Annotated in this window: 16 protein-coding genes and 1 tRNA gene; 6 read left to right on the top strand and 11 right to left on the bottom strand. The window is 40.4% G+C overall.

From position 1 onward, the window contains the following. From G6Q06_RS00585 to G6Q06_RS00565, 5 genes are all read right to left on the bottom strand, one after another. Positions 1-186, bottom strand: coding sequence for a hypothetical protein (locus G6Q06_RS00585; RefSeq protein ID WP_163565389.1), 186 nt, complete (start codon positions 184-186; stop codon positions 1-3). 249 nt (positions 187-435) lie between these two features. Next, entirely contained in the window at positions 436-1170 is a 735-nt protein-coding gene (truA, locus tag G6Q06_RS00580; protein WP_163565388.1) for a tRNA pseudouridine(38-40) synthase TruA, read from the bottom strand. Beyond that, positions 1170-2216 (bottom strand): LptF/LptG family permease, encoded by a 1047-nt coding sequence (locus G6Q06_RS00575; RefSeq protein ID WP_163563846.1) that lies wholly within the window; start codon positions 2214-2216, stop codon positions 1170-1172. Before G6Q06_RS00575 ends, truA begins: the two co-directional genes overlap by 1 nt. Before the next feature lie 9 nt (positions 2217-2225). Next, positions 2226-2855, bottom strand: a complete 630-nt coding sequence (locus tag G6Q06_RS00570) for a protein-L-isoaspartate(D-aspartate) O-methyltransferase (protein WP_163533057.1) — start codon at positions 2853-2855, stop codon at positions 2226-2228. Further along, positions 2856-3884: a ribonucleotide-diphosphate reductase subunit beta gene (locus G6Q06_RS00565; protein WP_163533058.1), complete on the bottom strand. Its 1029-nt coding sequence runs from the start codon at positions 3882-3884 to the stop codon at positions 2856-2858. Positions 3885-4172: 288 nt separating this feature from the next. On the opposite strand from G6Q06_RS00565, the gene G6Q06_RS00560 reads away from it, so the two are divergent. Then, positions 4173-4257, top strand: a tRNA-Leu gene (locus G6Q06_RS00560). Position 4258: 1 nt separating this feature from the next. Here G6Q06_RS00560 and G6Q06_RS00555 read toward each other — a convergent pair. Together G6Q06_RS00555 and galE are read right to left on the bottom strand one after the other, a co-directional pair. Then, the gene (locus G6Q06_RS00555) at positions 4259-5065 is read right to left on the bottom strand and encodes an SDR family NAD(P)-dependent oxidoreductase (RefSeq protein ID WP_240329128.1); all 807 of its coding nucleotides are present in this window, start codon (positions 5063-5065) and stop codon (positions 4259-4261) included. Then, a complete protein-coding gene (galE, locus tag G6Q06_RS00550) occupies positions 5059-6090 on the bottom strand; it encodes a UDP-glucose 4-epimerase GalE (protein WP_205435691.1) in 1032 nt (343 codons plus the stop codon). The genes G6Q06_RS00555 and galE overlap by 7 nt, the downstream gene beginning before the upstream one ends. A gap of 76 nt (positions 6091-6166) precedes the next feature. Between galE and G6Q06_RS00545 the strand changes: the two genes are divergently transcribed. Further along, a complete protein-coding gene (locus tag G6Q06_RS00545) occupies positions 6167-6667 on the top strand; it encodes an acyl-CoA thioesterase (RefSeq protein WP_163533059.1) in 501 nt (166 codons plus the stop codon). Here the strand turns inward: G6Q06_RS00545 and G6Q06_RS00540 are convergent. Genes G6Q06_RS00540 through G6Q06_RS00530 form a run of 3 tightly spaced genes read right to left on the bottom strand, consistent with a single transcriptional unit; the run spans position 6664 to position 10394 of the window. Continuing rightward, complete coding sequence (locus tag G6Q06_RS00540) at positions 6664-8019, bottom strand: class II 3-deoxy-7-phosphoheptulonate synthase (protein ID WP_163565387.1); 1356 nt, start codon at positions 8017-8019, stop codon at positions 6664-6666. The two genes, G6Q06_RS00545 and G6Q06_RS00540, sit on opposite strands and share 4 nt — an antisense overlap. Next, positions 8016-8567 (bottom strand): Holliday junction branch migration protein RuvA, encoded by a 552-nt coding sequence (ruvA, locus tag G6Q06_RS00535; RefSeq protein ID WP_163565386.1) that lies wholly within the window; start codon positions 8565-8567, stop codon positions 8016-8018. Before ruvA ends, G6Q06_RS00540 begins: the two co-directional genes overlap by 4 nt. Positions 8568-8570: 3 nt before the next feature. After that, positions 8571-10394: a DUF342 domain-containing protein gene (locus tag G6Q06_RS00530; protein WP_240329127.1), complete on the bottom strand. Its 1824-nt coding sequence runs from the start codon at positions 10392-10394 to the stop codon at positions 8571-8573. A 369-nt stretch (positions 10395-10763) separates the two neighbouring features. Here G6Q06_RS00530 and G6Q06_RS00525 point away from each other — a divergent pair, with 369 nt between their 5' ends. After that, positions 10764-12068, top strand: a complete 1305-nt coding sequence (locus G6Q06_RS00525) for a hypothetical protein (RefSeq protein ID WP_163534748.1) — start codon at positions 10764-10766, stop codon at positions 12066-12068. Here G6Q06_RS00525 and gltX read toward each other — a convergent pair. Next, on the bottom strand, positions 12065-13450 hold the full coding sequence (gltX, locus tag G6Q06_RS00520; protein ID WP_163565385.1) for a glutamate--tRNA ligase: 1386 nt from the start codon (positions 13448-13450) through the stop codon (positions 12065-12067). The two genes, G6Q06_RS00525 and gltX, sit on opposite strands and share 4 nt — an antisense overlap. A gap of 66 nt (positions 13451-13516) precedes the next feature. Between gltX and G6Q06_RS00515 the strand changes: the two genes are divergently transcribed. The 3 genes from G6Q06_RS00515 to G6Q06_RS00505 are packed head-to-tail and all read left to right on the top strand — an operon-like array spanning position 13517 to position 16533. Beyond that, positions 13517-14332: a 3'-5' exonuclease gene (locus tag G6Q06_RS00515; RefSeq protein ID WP_163565384.1), complete on the top strand. Its 816-nt coding sequence runs from the start codon at positions 13517-13519 to the stop codon at positions 14330-14332. Then, entirely contained in the window at positions 14325-14702 is a 378-nt protein-coding gene (locus tag G6Q06_RS00510; protein ID WP_163534692.1) for a hypothetical protein, read from the top strand. The genes G6Q06_RS00515 and G6Q06_RS00510 overlap by 8 nt, the downstream gene beginning before the upstream one ends. Continuing rightward, positions 14680-16533, top strand: coding sequence for an AIR synthase-related protein (locus tag G6Q06_RS00505; protein ID WP_163565383.1), 1854 nt, complete (start codon positions 14680-14682; stop codon positions 16531-16533). Before G6Q06_RS00510 ends, G6Q06_RS00505 begins: the two co-directional genes overlap by 23 nt. Positions 16534-16545 lie beyond the last annotated feature (12 nt).

The raw sequence follows: 16545 nt of genomic DNA, 5'->3' as shown, positions 1-16545 counted from the left end.
TTAAAAGGCATGGTTAGAAATTACCATGCTCGAGTTTGTAGCGCTATAGTAGTGTTTTTTGCACCTTTTTAAAATTTTCAACAATTCATGCGTACCGCCCAAAATTACAGGCGTTTCTGTGAAATCATGCAAACGGCACAACACCTTTAAACTTGATACCGGCAAGTGTTCAGCCTCATCAATCATTAAGATCGTTTCTCATTGCTCTAACTTCTCAATGATGTTGGCGGTGGTTTGGGCTATGCTTTTAGTGGCATTCACATTTAACTTAGCGCATAAGTCGGCTAAAAAGTCCTTTGTACTAAATCTGTGGCAACATTTCCACTAAGATACTTTGGGGTGTTTATTGGTATAAGTTTTTATATGAGCGTAAACTCTACTATAAACTTAAACCTACCAACCCACCCTATAAGCCCACAAACTTAAGCTAATGAATTAATAAAACACAGAGCTTAAATAAAGTCCTGTAGGCGAAACTGATCGCATTAAAAAGCGCCTTTGGAGCGTGATTTGTTTGTACAAATCCTCTAAAGAGATTTGCTTTAAAGAACAAGCTAGGGCTGCGCCTAACATCAGCCGTACCTGTGATCGCAAAAAAGAATTAGCCTCAAATACCAGTACCAAACAAGGCAGGTTATAAAGCATGTAGGGATAGCAAAAGGCTTTGTAGATACTGCGAACTGTGCTTTTAGGATCACTCCCACTTTTACTAAAAAACTTAAAGTCATGTTCTCCTTTAAAAAGTTCTAAAGCCTGTTTTAAAATACCCATGTCCCCGCAAGAGTGATAGCCCACAAAGCGGCTTAAAAAAGGGCTGGGTTTGGCTAAGCTTAAAAAATAGCGATAACGCCTCTTTGTGGCTTCAAATCTAGGGTGAAAAGAAAGCGGTACTTCTTCTAAACTTTTACAGGTAATAAAATATCCTAACTTGGGGGCTAGGTGTTTGAGAAGTTTAGAGGGACTCCAAATATCACAAGTATTAAAAGCAATCACTTGGTGGGTGGCGTGTACACCCTTATCGGTGCGCCCAGCGGCTAAAATTTTGCTTGGTATTTGCAAACTCTCTAAAGCCTTTATAAGCCTACCCTCTATGGTGTGAAAACCTGCTTGTTTAGCAAAGCCACAAAAGGCGCTACCATCATAGGCTAGCACAAGTTTAAAACGGCGCATTAATAAAAGCGTACAATAATGCGTCTATAAAGCCCATAAGCGCCAAGCATCCACACAATGGGCAAAAGAATCGTACCACTAATGGGGGCATCTTGGCTAGCTACATGCATGCCTAAAAAATATAACCCCACTGCCAAAAGCACATAAACATAAGAGAGGTTTTTAGAAAAGCGAGGGTTAGCAATCCCAAAAAGAGGAATGAGAAAAAGGCTAGCGAGTGGAAAAAGAGAGACTAAAATAGCCTGTGTAAAACGGCGTTGTTGGTTTTTATCAGGATGAGGTCCAAAGGCCTTTTTCCAGTAAGAGATATAGTCATGGGAGTGCAAATAAGCGGCATCTTTTCTAGCAGAAAAAGCTAGCTTATTGCGCAGATTAAGCGTCTCAAAGTGGACTTTGCGCAACTGGTTTTTATCCGCAAAATAAGCATCTCCTTTTTTAAGCTCTATCCCAAAAATGCCCTCTTGATTTTTAATTTGCCCGGATTGTGCGATCATAAAACTTTCAAAGGCAAGACCCTTATGCGAGAAAAGTACGAGATCACTAAAAATATCTTTCTTTTTATGCCCCACATACACCAACCAATCGCCTAGTTTTTGCCCAAATTCGCCCGCTTGGATATTCACATCTACGCGATCTTTTTTAGCCCGCAAGAAAGAATAATAAGCGCTTTTAGAAGCCGGGATTAAAATAAGAGAAAAGATTAAAAGCACGAGACTAACAAAAATACAAAGCGGCAAAAAGGCTTTAACAATCTGTTTAGGCGCGATGCCTAGTGAGAAAAAGACTAGTAATTCATGATCGTAAGAAAGTCTAGCTAAACCAATAGCGCAAGCCCCAAAAAAGGTAATGGGAATGATAAAAAAAATGGTGCCCGGGAGAGAGTAGATGTAGAGCTGGGCTAAATCTAAAAAGCTAAGTTTAACTACAAGCGTAACGCTGGCAATACCAATAAGCATCACCATAGAGGCGATAAAAAAGAGTACTAAAAAGAAGGAAAAGAAAATCTGAGAAATAGCATTAAACATGCAGGTTTTGGCTAAATCCATGTAACCTTCCTAAGTGCCCCGTTCTATTCCATCTAGGATAGGTACAAATTGGCAGGGCTCTAGGCTTTCTGTTAGTAAGCGGCTATTGTGCTTTTTAAAACGCGTAATAATCTGCCCCTTTTCTGTCTGCATAGGCGCAACTAAAATCCCCCCCTCTAGGAGTTGATCAAAAAGAGTTTGTGGGATATGTGTCGCACAGGCTGAAAAGAGAATGCGATCGTAGGGGGCAAATTCTTTCCAGCCTTCTTGTCCATCGCCAAGTTTAGTGTGGATATTAGTAACTTGTAATTTTCTAAAGCGCTCTTTAGCCTGCAAAAGCAGTTTTTCTATGCGCTCTATGCTAAAAACACGGCGAAAAAGTTTAGAAAGCACCATTGCCTGATAACCACTCCCACAGCCAATTTCTAACACGCTATCGGCCCCACTTGGTTCTAAATATTGCGTCATTTTAGCCACAGTAAGCGGGGAGCTGACAAATTGATCCCCTCCCATAGGCAAAGCATTTAAACTATAGGCTAAATGTTTGGGGGAGACAAATTCCTCGCGATCAATAGCACACATGGCTTTTTTAATCGATTCTTCTAAGGGAAAATGTTTAGCAATAGCCTCGCACATGTGGGCGTTTTTAATGCGATGCACTTAAAATCCCTCAAAATTTAGACTACCCTTAGAGTAGTTGCTTACTTTGGCCTCAAAGAAGTTAGAGCGGTGGCTATTAAAATTAGCAAATTGATCAACCCATTTAATGGGGTTTTGGCTGTGATAGAGTTTAGGTAGTCCTACAACAGCTAAACGGGTATCGGCTAGGTATTCTGTATAGGTTCTAAGGATTTGTGGGCTTAAATCTAGCATTTCACCCTGTGTAATATAAGCCCCCCAAGCGCTTTCTAAATCCACTGCTTGTTTAAACATTTCATTAACCTCAGCGATGAGATCCGGACTAAACAGATCGCTTCTTTCCTTGCGTAAAGTGTTGATCATGTTTTGAAAAAGGTGTAAATGGGTGAGTTCATCGCGCTGGATAAAGCGAATCATCTGGGCACTGCCTAGCATTCTACCACTGCGCGCTAGAGCATAAAAGAAACTAAAGCCGCTATAAAAATAAATCCCCTCTAAAATTTGGTTAGCAAAAAGGGCTTTAAGTAAATTGTACTCGGTGGGGTTATTAGAGAGATCCATATAAATTTGGGCGATACAATCATTTTTATTCTTTAAAGCCACATCGGTACGCCACATCTCATAAATACTATCACTATTAGCCGAAATGCTCTCCACCATCACCGCATAACTATGGCTATGTAAAGCCTCCTCATAAGCTTGGCGTACCAAACATAAATTAATCTCTGGGCTAGTGATAAAGGGGTTGATATTATCAATTAAATTATTGGTTTGCAAACTATCCATAAAAATAAGCTGGGCGAGGGCGCGATCGTAGCCTATTTTTTCTTGGGGGCTAAGGTGTAAATAGTGGTTTTTATCCCCATGCATGCTCACTTCCTCAGGAAACCAAGTATTAGTGAGCATGGTTTTCCACAGTTTAGACGCCCAAGGGTATTTGATTTTGTTTAGATCAAACATACTTGTCGGGTTACCCCCAAAAATTTGGCGATCGCTCACCTGCTCTTGGCTCTGGGGGTTATAAATTTTCTTGCGGCTCAGATGATCCATCATTTCCTCCTAAAAAGGATCTAGTATAATCAAATTTTTACTAGAAACTTATAAGCCCATACCTTTCTTTATTTTCTATTAGCGCTTTTATAAGGGTGGGGGGCGTTTTTAACCCATTTAATTCCCTCCCTAGAAAAAGGAAAGCTTTTTACCAAAATCTCCCCATTTTTTCTATAGATTTTAAGTTTTAATTAAAATTGTATCCCCTACAAACAACCACACTAAAAGGTTTAAAAACACTTTTAAGCGTATTTTAAAGGGGTAGAAATTACAATGATCGCTTTTTAAGCGGAAGTGGCGAAATTGGTAGACGCACCAGACTTAGGATCTGACGCCGCAAGGCGTGGAGGTTCGATTCCTCTCTTCCGTACCACTCACCTTAAAATAAACCAACGCATAAAACGATCATAAATTTTATCCGGTAAAAATTTTTTACCATAGACTAATAGATACGCGTATTTTCCCACCAAATAGCGCGTCTTAGGATTAGGCGATTCTAAGGCCTTTATAAGGGTGTTAGCAACCTCACTTGCAGGACTCGCGCTAGCATAAACTTGTTTAAAAAAAGCGTGGGTTTTTTCTAGTTCCTTAGCATAAACCCCTTTAAAAGCAGGCTCACTTAAACCCTCATCCCATTTAGTTTTAATCGCCCCGGGTTCAATGAGTATTACAGAAACTCCCAAAGGCAAAAGCTCAGCGCGCAAACAATCGCTATAGCCTTCTAGGGCGTATTTACTCGCATGATACCAGCCTAAAAAAAGTGTGGTAGATCTCCCTGCACTAGAGGCTACATTGATAATTTTAGGCTTAAGGGTGGCGTTAGTGCGTAGTTTAGGCAATAATAGTGCGCTAAGTCTAGCTAGCCCAAAAAGATTAGTTTGAAAAAGAGCTTTAGCCTGCTGTATTTCTTGTTCTTCAAGTGCGCCAAAAAGGCCATAGCCGGCATTATTAATTAGGGCAAAAAGTACATTGCTTTGCTTGAGGATAAAATGCGCAGCTTGTTCTATCTGCTTTTGATCTTGTAAATCACAATCAATACGGGTGCAATTTGGGTGATCTAATTCTTTAATCGTGCTACTTTTTCTAGAAAGAGCATACACTTTATAGCCCTTGTTAAGTAGTAGGCGTGTACTCTCTAAACCTATGCCACTGCTTGCCCCTGTGAGTACCACCTCTAACATTTACTTAAATACTTTTCCCATTCGTAGGCGCTTTGTATGATCAAATCCAAACTATCAAAGCGGGGTTTAAAAGTGGTTTGTGTGAGGATTTTATGCGCATTAGCGATTAAAGAGCTAGGATCACCTGCGCGCCTGTTTTGTTTGCGCACTAAAAAATTGATCCCTGAAATTTCTTTAACTTTATTGATAACCTCAGCCACACTATAACCCCTGCCATAGCCTACATTGTAAACCTCGCTCGTTTGTTTCTCAAGCAAAGTTTTAAAGGCCTCTAAATGCGCAAGCGCTAAATCATCAATGTGGATATAATCACGAATACATGTTCCATCTGGGGTTGGATAATCTGAGCCAAAAATAGCCATAGAGGCGCGTTTACCCACCGCACACTCGCAAGCAATCTTAATTAAATGCGTGGCATTTTGTGTACGCTGGCCTAGTGCAAGCGCGTTTTTATAATCATTAAAGTGTATCGCGCCTGCCACATTAAAATAGCGCAGAATCACGCAATTAAAAGAAGAGGCTAAACTCAAATCTAAAAGCATGCGCTCACTCATCATTTTAGAAGCCCCATAAGGATTAAGCGGATCAAGAGGGGCATTTTCACTTACAGGCTCTGAACTAGCCTTGTAAGTGGCTGCGCTGGAGGAGAAAAGAAAATATTTTATATTATGCTGGAGGCAAAACTGCGCTAATTTAAGGGTGTTAAGGGTGTTATTTTCATAGTACTCTAAAGGCTTATGGGTGGATTCTTCAACTAAAATTTTAGCTGCAAAGTGTAATACCCCTAAAATTTGATGCCCCTGCGCTTCTTTTTCTTGCAAGGCAAACTCAAGCTTAGCGCTTTCTTTTAAATCTATCTGATCAAAATACACACGATCCGGATAAAGCTTTTTTAAAATCTGTGCATGGATAGCAAAACCTGTACTCAAATTATCTACAATCCAGATTTTATAAGCCGTGTATTCTAAAAAATAGCGCGCCACACTCGAACCAATATACCCACAAGCACCGGTAAAAAGTAACATAAACAACCTTAGTAAAATTTGACTGACATTATCCAAAATTTACTAAAATAACCCTATTTTTTTCTAAGGAGCTGTTATGAGCAATACAACAGATCTAGTGGCTGATACAATGTCTAGTATCGGAGATGCAAGACAATTAGTCATGTCCTTTCTAGTAACCCCTACGATGGTTAATTTTAATAGTGTCATGCATGGCGGAGAGCTCTTAAATCTCTTAGATAAAGTGGCTTATGTGTGCTCTACTCGTTATTGTGGTTGCCCTACTGTTACCTTAAGTGTAGATCGCGTGCTGTTTAAACACCCCATTCCAATCGGGACTTTAGTAACCTGTTATGCCTGTGTGAATTATGTGGGCACTAAAAGTTGTGAGGTGGGGATTAAAGTGGTTTGTGAGGATTTTAAAAACAAAACCGCTACACACACCAATAGCTGTTATTTTACAATGGTGGCTGTTAAAGACGGTAAAACCGTGCCCATGCCTTCTTTCACTCCCCGTACAGAGAAAGAAAAAGAACGCTACGAACGGGCGATCAGACGCAAAGAAGCCCTCAAACACACCCAAAAAAATGCGCTTTAATATACCACGCGCTCTTTGAGTTTATCGGCTAATAAAAAGGCTAATTCTAAAGATTGGGTAGCATTAAGTCGTGGGTCGCATTGTGTGTGGTAGTGCTCTTTTAAACTTTCCTCGCTCACGCCCTGCGATCCGCCCACACATTCGGTTACATTTTGCCCGGTCATCTCTAAATGAATCCCCCCTACACAGCTATCTAAAGCGCGGTGGATTTCAAAGAAATGTTGTACTTCCTCTAAAATATGTGTAAAAGACCTTGTTTTAATCCCGCTAGGGGTTTTAGTGGTGTTGCCATGCATAGGATCACACACCCACACCACTTCTTTTTTGTGCGCCAAAACTCCTTTTAATAATTCAGGAAAAACACGGGGCAACTCTTTAACCCCCATGCGCACAATAAAACTTAATTTTCCCGGCTCATTAGTAGGATTAAGCGCCTCACATAAACCTAATAAATCCTCTAATTTTGTCTTAGCCCCTATCTTAACCCCAATAGGATTACCCACCCCTCTTAAAAATTCAACATGGGCTTGATCTAACCCTCTTGTGCGCTCTCCAATCCAAAGCATGTGCGCTGAGCAAGCAAAATAGCGCCCGCTTAAACTATCCTGGCGCACTAAAGGTTCTTCATAATTGAGTAATAGCGCCTCATGGCTAGTGTAAAAATCTGTTTCTTGTAAAGCAGGCATGTTAGCCACCCCGCAAGCTTGCATAAATTCAAGGGCTTTTGTAATCTGTAAAGCCAAAGCCTCGTATTTTTGCCCAAAGCTATTATTTTTCACAAAATCTAAATTCCAGCGCTGTACTTCAGCTAAGTCAGCTAACCCTCCCTTAGCAAAGGCGCGTAATAAATTTAAAGTCGCCGCGCTTTGGTGGTAGGCTTGTAATAGCCTAGCTGGATCGGGGTTTCGCTCTGTAATCTCTAATCCATTAATCATATCCCCCCGGTAAATAGGCACTTCAACCCCATTAATGATCTCACTCTTTGCACTTCTTGGTTTAGCAAATTGCCCGGCCACGCGACCTACTTTAATCACAGGGCAACCCCCACCAAAGGCTAAAACCACACTCATTTGTAAAATAACTTTAAAGAGATCGCGGATACTATCCGCACTAAAACTAGCAAAACTCTCCGCACAATCCCCCCCTTGTAATAAAAAAGCCCGCCCGTGTGCGGCCTCTTTGAGAGCGGTTTTAAGGCTATTAATTTCTTTGGCAAAAACAAGGGGTGGGTAGGTTTTAAGGGTTTTTTCGGCTCTCTCTAAGGCTAAAGGATCGCTATAGTGGGGTTGTTGGAGAATGGGAAAAGTGCGCCAGCTAGTAGCCTGCCATGTTTTTTGCATTTTACTTCTCATTTAAGTTGTTGGAGGGCTAGTTTAATTAAATCTGCTGTATCTAGCCCTTTGGGTAAGTTTGAACAAATTTTAAATGCCTCTGTTGTTTTAAACCCTAGACTTTGTAAACCTAACACGGCTTGCTCTATGGCTCTATCTTTTATTTCTGTTTCCTCTTGTAGCACTAAACCGGCTAAATCTAGCATGATTTTTCCGGCTAACTTAGCCCCCACGCCCGGTACTCTTTGTAAGGCCTTCAAGTCTTTACTTTGAATACATGTACTAAAATCAGCACAGCTATAGGTAGATAAAATAGCCAAAGCCACGCGAGGCCCCACTCCATTAACTTTTAAAAGCCGTTCAAAAAGTTCTTTTTCTGTGCGCTGCACAAAGCCATAAAGGCTATGCCCGTCCTCTTTAATAATCTGGGCGGTGTGTAAATACACTTCTTGTTTTGGCTCAAAATTCTCCCCTGCTCTGACATGTACCCCATAAACAACCCCACCAATTTCTAACTCAATAAAAGTAGGCAAAACCTGTAAAATAGTGCCCCTTAACCCGACAATCATGGATTAAGTGGCGTGTTGGTAGCGCGCAACCTTACTCACCTCTCCATTTTCTAAAATATAATCTGCTGTTTCTCCCTTTTCTGTCAAGACATTTTGAGAACCTCTTGTATAGATTTTTACATAGGTGATGGTGTTAAACGCCGTCCAAGGACCATTTGTATGGATTTTTGCCTGTTTCATTTCTGATTCAATTTGGGTTAACCGTTCTACAAAGGAGCGGTTGAGGTCTTGGATTCTAGAAAGATACATGTGTAAAATTTTAACCCGTTTTAAGCAATCCATAAAATCATAATAAATGCGTTTGATAGAATCTTGTTCAATGAGCGCTTTTCGTGTGGCAACATCGGCGTTGCGGATTTTATCAATAACGGGTTGGTTTTTTTGCATATAAACATTTAGCTTTTGATACTCAACCATAACCCTTTGTGCTTTGTCTTTGTAAGTATCCATCGCTACTCTAATGTGCTCTAAAACTTCCTTATTTTCAGGTGTGCTAAAGGCAGAAAAGCGAAAGGCATTTTCATTGCCATCTACACTTTCTATATCACACTTGGAGGAAAAATAAAAGGTGTTATTAGACTTAACCTGTTTGATTGTGATTTCTTTAGCATGGATTAAAGTCCCCGCACAGGCTTCAACCTCGCAAGTTTCAGCAAAGATAGTCCCCCGATCAGCATATTTACAGCGCACAATCTTACCCTTGCACAGACCTTTATTATTAGTGATAGCAATCTCATCAGCTATGGCACTACTCTCAGCGTGCAATTGCCCCTCAATAGAAATTTTCTTAGCCACTAATTTAACATTTTTACCCACATTGCCCTGAATATAAATTTCTTTAGCCTCTACCCGTAAATTATTTTCAATGGCATCATCAATTTCACTTTTAGAGCCAATTTTAAGTATCGGGCCCTCCTCAATCCCTCCTAAAAACATGGGCATATTCGTACTCTTCATGTCCATATAGTCGTATCTTACAAAACTTTTAAGGGTATTATTTGAGGAGGTGCTAAGGAAGGCCACATACTGAATCGCCTTAGAAATATAGCTAATTTTTTGTGGCGAATCACTAGCCTCAAAAGCCTCCGCGCTGTACTCTAACACAACAGGCGTATTTTCTATTGTTTCAACTACACACATTTTCCCTTTTAAATTACGCCCAGTTACCCCCTGTACGGGTTTAATGTACTCTAAAACTACATTGCCTTTACCCGTTCCATAAATGGAGTTAATCGGGGCATCTTCGTTGTTCTTCTGTTCCCAAACTTTTTTTAAAGAAAATTCAAAAAACCCATGCCTACTGGGCTTGTAGTTTGCGTATTTGATACAAAAGCGATCGGGATAGGTGTCTAGTGTAGCGCAGCGGGCAAGTTCTTGTTTAAATAATGCGTGCTGGGCTGGCATTTGGCGCAAGATGATTCTTTTAAAGGCCATGCAAGCTTCTACATGATCGCATAGCTCATTAAACAGCCATTGATCATTAATGATCATAAAGGGATGTTCAAGCACCACATACAGCTTATCCTCATCGGCGGATAATTCTATGTCTAAGAAATATTTAAAGAGTCTTTTTTTAACACAGATGTCATAGCGTTGAATCACCTCTAAATTTTTGTTTTCATAAAAAGAATCCTCATCAATGCGTTTTGCATTCTCAGGACTTAAAATTTTAAATTCGCCCTTAGGGTCTATGCGTATCAGGGTGTGTACTTTGAGTAAATCAAACCACAACTCGCCCACATCAAGATTATAAGACTGCGCTACCTTTTCTAACTCAAGCCCTATATCTGCGCAGTTTTCTACAATTTTGGAATAAAAATCACCCAAAATACACTCTCCTAAAAAATTAAAAACTCTGCAAAACCATAAAACGGCGCGGGCGCGCTAATTCCTTATAATTCCTTATAATTCCTTATAATTCCTTATAATTCCTTATAATTCCTTATAATTCCTTATAATTCCTTATAATTCCTTATAATTCCTTATAATTCCTCCATTGTTCTAAAACTAACCAAAAGTGGGATTTAATAGACATAAAATAGATAAAAAACATTATAAATTGAACTTTTTAAGTTTTTTTTTATCTTAAAGTCCTAGAATACTTCTGTTGCTTCGGACAAGCTGATCAGGTTGCTAGGTTGATCAAAACAAAGTCCAGAACCAAAATTAAGGAGTCTTGTTGTGCAAGTGTTTAAGTTGCTAAAATGCGGGGCTTTTGGTGCGCTCTGCTCTGCCGGTCTTGGCACGGGGCTGGACGCGGTTAGTTTTGCTTGGGACCTCAAATACATGAGCTTTACTTATAACCTCGCGGGCAAAAATAACCCTATGTGGAATAGCTTGGATAACTTCAAAAATAGGATTATCCCCACTATAGGTTTGCAATTTACCAAACGCCAATCTTTCATGTTTGGGGCATGGTTTATCCAAAACCTACACACCCACTATAGTTACTTCCCCTACTCTTGGGGTTTAGTTGGGTATTATAGTTATGTAGGCAAGAATTTTAGAACCTACATCGGGATCATCCCAAGAACTTACTCCATTGCTTCCTATCCTCTTGCGGCTTTTAAAAAGCTCTTCTGGTTTAAAGATCCAACCGCACGCGGAGCGATGTTTCAGTTTAAACCTGCTTATAATCCTAACCGCTGGTGGAATGGTTGGGCAGAATTTATTCTTGACTGGTATGGAGGCCGTAACTGGAATAATGTTGGCAAACCCGGCACCAAAGAATACGCCGCTAACCACTATAACCTAAATCAAATGCTTTATTTTGGAGCAAGTGAGTGGTCTTTCTTAAAAGATTACCTTAAATTTGGTGGGCGCGTTGTGGCTTTCCATAACACCGGCCACTATAGCATGGGAAGCGTGTATCCTTGGGGCGGTAATGATGATCCGGGGATTACTTCAAATCCTCTTTGGCCCGGTGGTTATCCTTATTTACAAGGCAAACCAGATGGGGGCGTACCCGGTGTGTACTCTAACCCAACTGTCTTAGATCGTATCTACTATTATGCTTATATTAAAACCAGTCTCAAACGGCTCATGCCTTATATGGATCAAATTTCCTTTGCCTTTGGTACGATGAGTGAACAAGAGCACTACTGCGTACGACGGGGTGTAAATTGTGGCCCTAGCCAGTGGTATAACAGCTTTGGCGGACAATTTGACTTTGTAGCGCAGTATAAAGGCTTTGGTATTTATAACAAATACTACTTCTCTGATAAACCTCAAATGGCGTTTTATCGTACTTATGGCCGTGCGCTCTATACTGGCTTGCCATGGTATCATGCGCCTAACTTTGAGCGAATCGCGCTCTTTTATGTTTATAAAAACAAATGGTTAAGCGCTCGGGTTGACTGCTTCTTTAACTTCTTTGGTGGGGGCAATGGCCATAGCTTGAATGGACATGGCGGTCCATGGTATACCACCTTCCAACAATTCGTTACAATTGGTATTGATACCCGCCAGCTCGTAGATTTTGTCAGAAGCCACAACCACTAAAGGTTGTTTAAAAAAGCCGCTATGCGGCTTTGGCATTCCTCTAATCCTAATATAGAAAGTGTTTCTTTAACCCCAATGCCTCCGGGCTGGCCTAGAAGTGCAATCCGCACAGGTAACATCAAAGCCCCGGGTTTAAGATCATTTTCTTGCATGAAATGGTGTAAAAAACCATCAAGTGTTTCTAAACTAGCAAATATAGCGGGGGTGAGTGTAGCGTTAAACTTTGTGAGGATAGTGCGGACTTGATCTAAATTTTTTAGCTTACTAAGTGCATGGCTAGCAGGGGGTGTAAGCACCTCAGCTATTTTAATTGCCATTTCTTTAAGGGTGTGGCATCTTAATTTTAATTCGTTTAATAAAATGTCTTTTTGAGGCGCATTTAAATCCTTAAAATTTGGGGGTAAATTAAAATCCTCTAGCAAAGTTTGGAGTTTGGCGCTAGGTGTTTCTTTAAGATAGTGGGCATTAAGCCAATCTAATTTATGCAAACTAAAACAACTAGGCGCGCTATTTAAATCCTCCGGCTTAAAATACGCTAACATCTCTTGCATGCTAAAAATTTCTTGATCCGCATAACTCCAGCCAAGCCGCACCAAAAAATTTAAGAGCGCCTCTTTTAAATAGCCCAAATTTTTATAATCCATCACCCCCATAGCCCCGTCTCGCTTACTCATCTTATGCCCTTGCTCGTTAAAAATCATGGGAACATGGTAAAAATCTGGAATAGTAAAACCCAAAGCCTGATAGATCAAAATTTGTTTAGGGGTGTTACTTAAGTGATCGTCTCCACGAATCACAGCGCTTATTCCCATTAGCGCATCATCAATGGTAACCACAAAATTATAAGTCGGTACTCCATTAGATCGCGCGATCACAAAATCATCTAATTCTTTTGCTTGTATACGCACCTCCCCTTTAATCCCATCGTAAAAAACAATCTCCCCCTCTAGGGGTGCTTTAAGACGCACAACAGGTTTTTTATTTGCAGGGGGTGTGCCCTTAAAATCGCGGTAACGCCGGTCATATCTAGGAGTCTCCCCTCTAGCTTTTTGCTCTTCTCTTAAAGCCTCTAACTCTTCTTTTTGCATGTAGCAATAATAAGCCTTGCCCTCTTCTAGTAATTGCTTAATATAGCGCTGATAAATAGTAAGGCGCTTAGATTGATAAAGAATTTCCCCGTCGGCTTTAAGCCCCACCCATTCAAAGGCTTTTAAAATCGCCTCTGTAGCCTCTTTTACATTGCGATCTAAATCCGTATCCTCAATGCGTAAATAAAATTTACCGCCACAACTTTTTGCGTACAAATAATTAAACAAGGCTGTTCTTAATCCGCCGATGTGTAAATGCCCAGTAGGGGAGGGGGCAAAGCGCGTTACAACCATGCAAGTCCTTAAGCTCAAAAATTTTAAAATAGCCATTCTAATACAAGCTAACTTAAAAGGGCGGTGATGCGTTTATGTGTACTAGATATTGAAACCGTGCCTAATCTAGCGCTAATCAAACAATATTATCCGAATCTGTGTGAAGACACACAAAACCCCATAGAAATCTGTCAAAATGTTTTTGCATGGCATGAAGAGCATTATAAAAGCACCTTTTTACCCCTGCATTTGCATAAGATTGTTTCAATTGCTAGCGTAATTGCTGATGAACAGGGTTATTTTAAAAAAGTGGGTAATTTTGGTAAGGGATGTGATGATGAAAAAACTTTAGTGGCCGATTTTTTTAGCTTTTTTAACAAAGACAAACCTAAACTAGTAACCTTCAATGGTCGCCAATTTGACATGCCTCTTTTATTACTCAAGGCTTTAGCTTTTAATCTTAGCGTGCCCTCTTTTTATGAACAAGAAAATAAAGATAAATGGAAAAATTACCGCTACCGCTACTGCGAAACATTCCATGTAGATTTACTAGATAGTTTAGGACACTTCAGCGGTATTAAACTAAAGCTTGATGGAATCTGTGCGATGTGTGGCTTGCCGGGTAAGTATGATCTAAGCGGGGATCAGGTTTATAAATTTTATTACCAAGAACCTTGTGATTTAAAGCGCATTGATAGCTATTGCCAAAGCGATGTACTCAACACCTATTGGCTTTATTTAAAATACATGTTAAGTCGGGGCGATTTGCCTAAAGAAAACTACTTAAATATCTTACTTGAATTAAAAGAGAATTTACCCGCAGAGGATTATACTCCCGTGTTTACAACAGCACTTGAGGCTGAATTACAAAAAGAAATCCAAGAAAAGGAAGATCATGTTTAAAACTCTCTTTTGCAGTGTTCTTTTATGCGCAAGTTTAGGAGCGGCTGATTTGCAGTTTAAAATCACTTATAAACCCCGGGGTGGAAAAGTGATTGGCACTGTACTAGATCGCACGATTTTAACCATTATTTCACTCAATAGCGAGGATGTGGTGATTAAAAAGGTAATTCCAAATAGAGGCAATTCTTGTAACATTGTCCGCAAAGTGGGCGATGATTTCAAAGAAAAATTCAAAAAAGAACCCCTCTTTAACCACCGCCTTAAATATTCTCAAAAAATTGTCTACCGCCTCAAATGCGAGCCTACAGAACTTATCGAGCTTAAAATTGTTACAGATAAGGGCGATTATGAGCGCAAGTTCACTAAGTGAATCTGATCTAAGCATTATCACACAGACTTTAAAGCGCGCGCCTAGTGAATTAGAAAAAGCCCTTTTTGCCACGCTATGGAGCGAACATTGCGCGTATCGCTCCAGTAAAGCTTTATTAAAAAAGTTGGGGGCTTTTACAGAAAATGCGGGGGTGGTAGAAATTAGCGCAGAGTATGCAGCCGTATTTAAAGTTGAATCGCATAACCACCCTAGTTTTTTAAACCCTAAAGAGGGGGCGGCTACAGGTTTGGGCGGAATTGAGCGCGATGTTTTAAGCATGGGGGCTAGGCCTGTGGCGGGCTTATCTTTCTTGCGTTTTAATAATCACTCTAGTTTGAAAGAAGCTTTAGGGGGTATTCAAGATTATGCCAAAAATACCCATGTTCAAGATTTAGGCGCTGATACCGGTCTTTCTCAAGATTTCAAACACAATGTGTTAGTGAATGCCTGTGCTTTGGGGGTGGTTGAAAAAAGATGCTTAGTACATGCAAAAGCCAAAGAAGGGGCTTTATTAGTGCTTATCGGCAAACCTAGTAGATCTGAGGGGCTAGATGGGGCGCGCATGAGTAGCCAAGCCTTAGAGGCTAATACAAACTCAAATGTACCTAAAGGTGATGGCAAATTGCAGGCTAAACTGATCGAGGCGTGTTTGCAAATTTATCACACTTTACCCATTATAGGGGCACAGGATTTAGGGGCTGGAGGGTTAGCTACCGCTAGTGCAGAGTTGGCCTTTAAGGGGGGGTGTGGGGTGAGTTTAGAGCTGGAGAATGTGCCCTTTTATGAACCTTTAGAGCCTTTAGCGCTTTTATTAAACGAGACTCAAGAACGCATGCTTTTATGTCTCATGCCAGATCAAGCGCACAAGGCCTTAGAAATTAGCGCTAAATATGGGCTTAAAGGCGCTATCGTGGGGCAAATTACCCCACAACAAGATTTTATAGCCACTTTTCAAAATAAGCCCTGTGTCTCTTTGCCCCTCTCTTTATTGCTCAATCCCCCTTTAAAACCTTTGTTTGCTAAAGCCCCCTCTTTTTTACAAACTACCCATCAAAATCTCTTAAATTCCAAACAAAGCTTAGAGACTAAACGAATATGGATTCCTGAAATCAACAACCACCTTATGATAGCTTTAGCAAGCTCCACTCCCCTAAGTATTCAAGACCCTAGAGAGGATAGCAAACGCGTTTTTGTGCGTGCTTGCCGCGATTTGGTGTTAGGCGGAGCTAAAATTTTGGGTGTAAGTGATGGGATTAATTTAGCCGGTGTAGAAGAGGACGCATGGGTTTTAGAGGAAATGCTAGGCGGGCTAATAGAAAGCCAAGAGGCTTTAAAAGTGCCTGTAGTGAGTGGTAATGTGTCGTTAAATAATGAAACCCACAGAGATAACAAGGTTTTTAAAATCCCGCCTACTTTGGTGTTAGTCGCTGTGGGTTTGTGCCAATATAAAGCTGTATCTAAATTATGGCAACAAGATGGCTTGCTCTATCTTTTAAAGACACAGGGGCAATATTTAGAGGAGAGTTTATTAGAACAACAAGAACCCCTTGATTTAATCCAAGAAAAACATCTATGGGGTGTTTTATACCAACTTTTAGAGCATTCTTTGATTGCAAGCACGCAAGAAATTATAGAAAATGATCTTTTACTCACCCTAAGCCAAACCGCACGGCTTTCTCAAAAAGATTTTGTACTAGACGCGCCAATAGAGTCTATACAAAACTTTAGCACACAGGCTATACTAGTAGAAGTGCCCTTAGATAAGGAGGCAAGTTTTTTAGAGGTAGTGGGGGATAATTGCACCAAACTAGGGCGTGTTAAACCCTGTTAAAATCCAAAGTCC

It is taken from the genome of Helicobacter suis (assembly GCF_902196135.1).
Classification (GTDB): domain Bacteria; phylum Campylobacterota; class Campylobacteria; order Campylobacterales; family Helicobacteraceae; genus Helicobacter; species Helicobacter suis_A.
The sequence above is the reverse complement of the archived record's forward strand: the minus strand, read 5'-3'. Positions and strand labels throughout refer to the sequence as shown.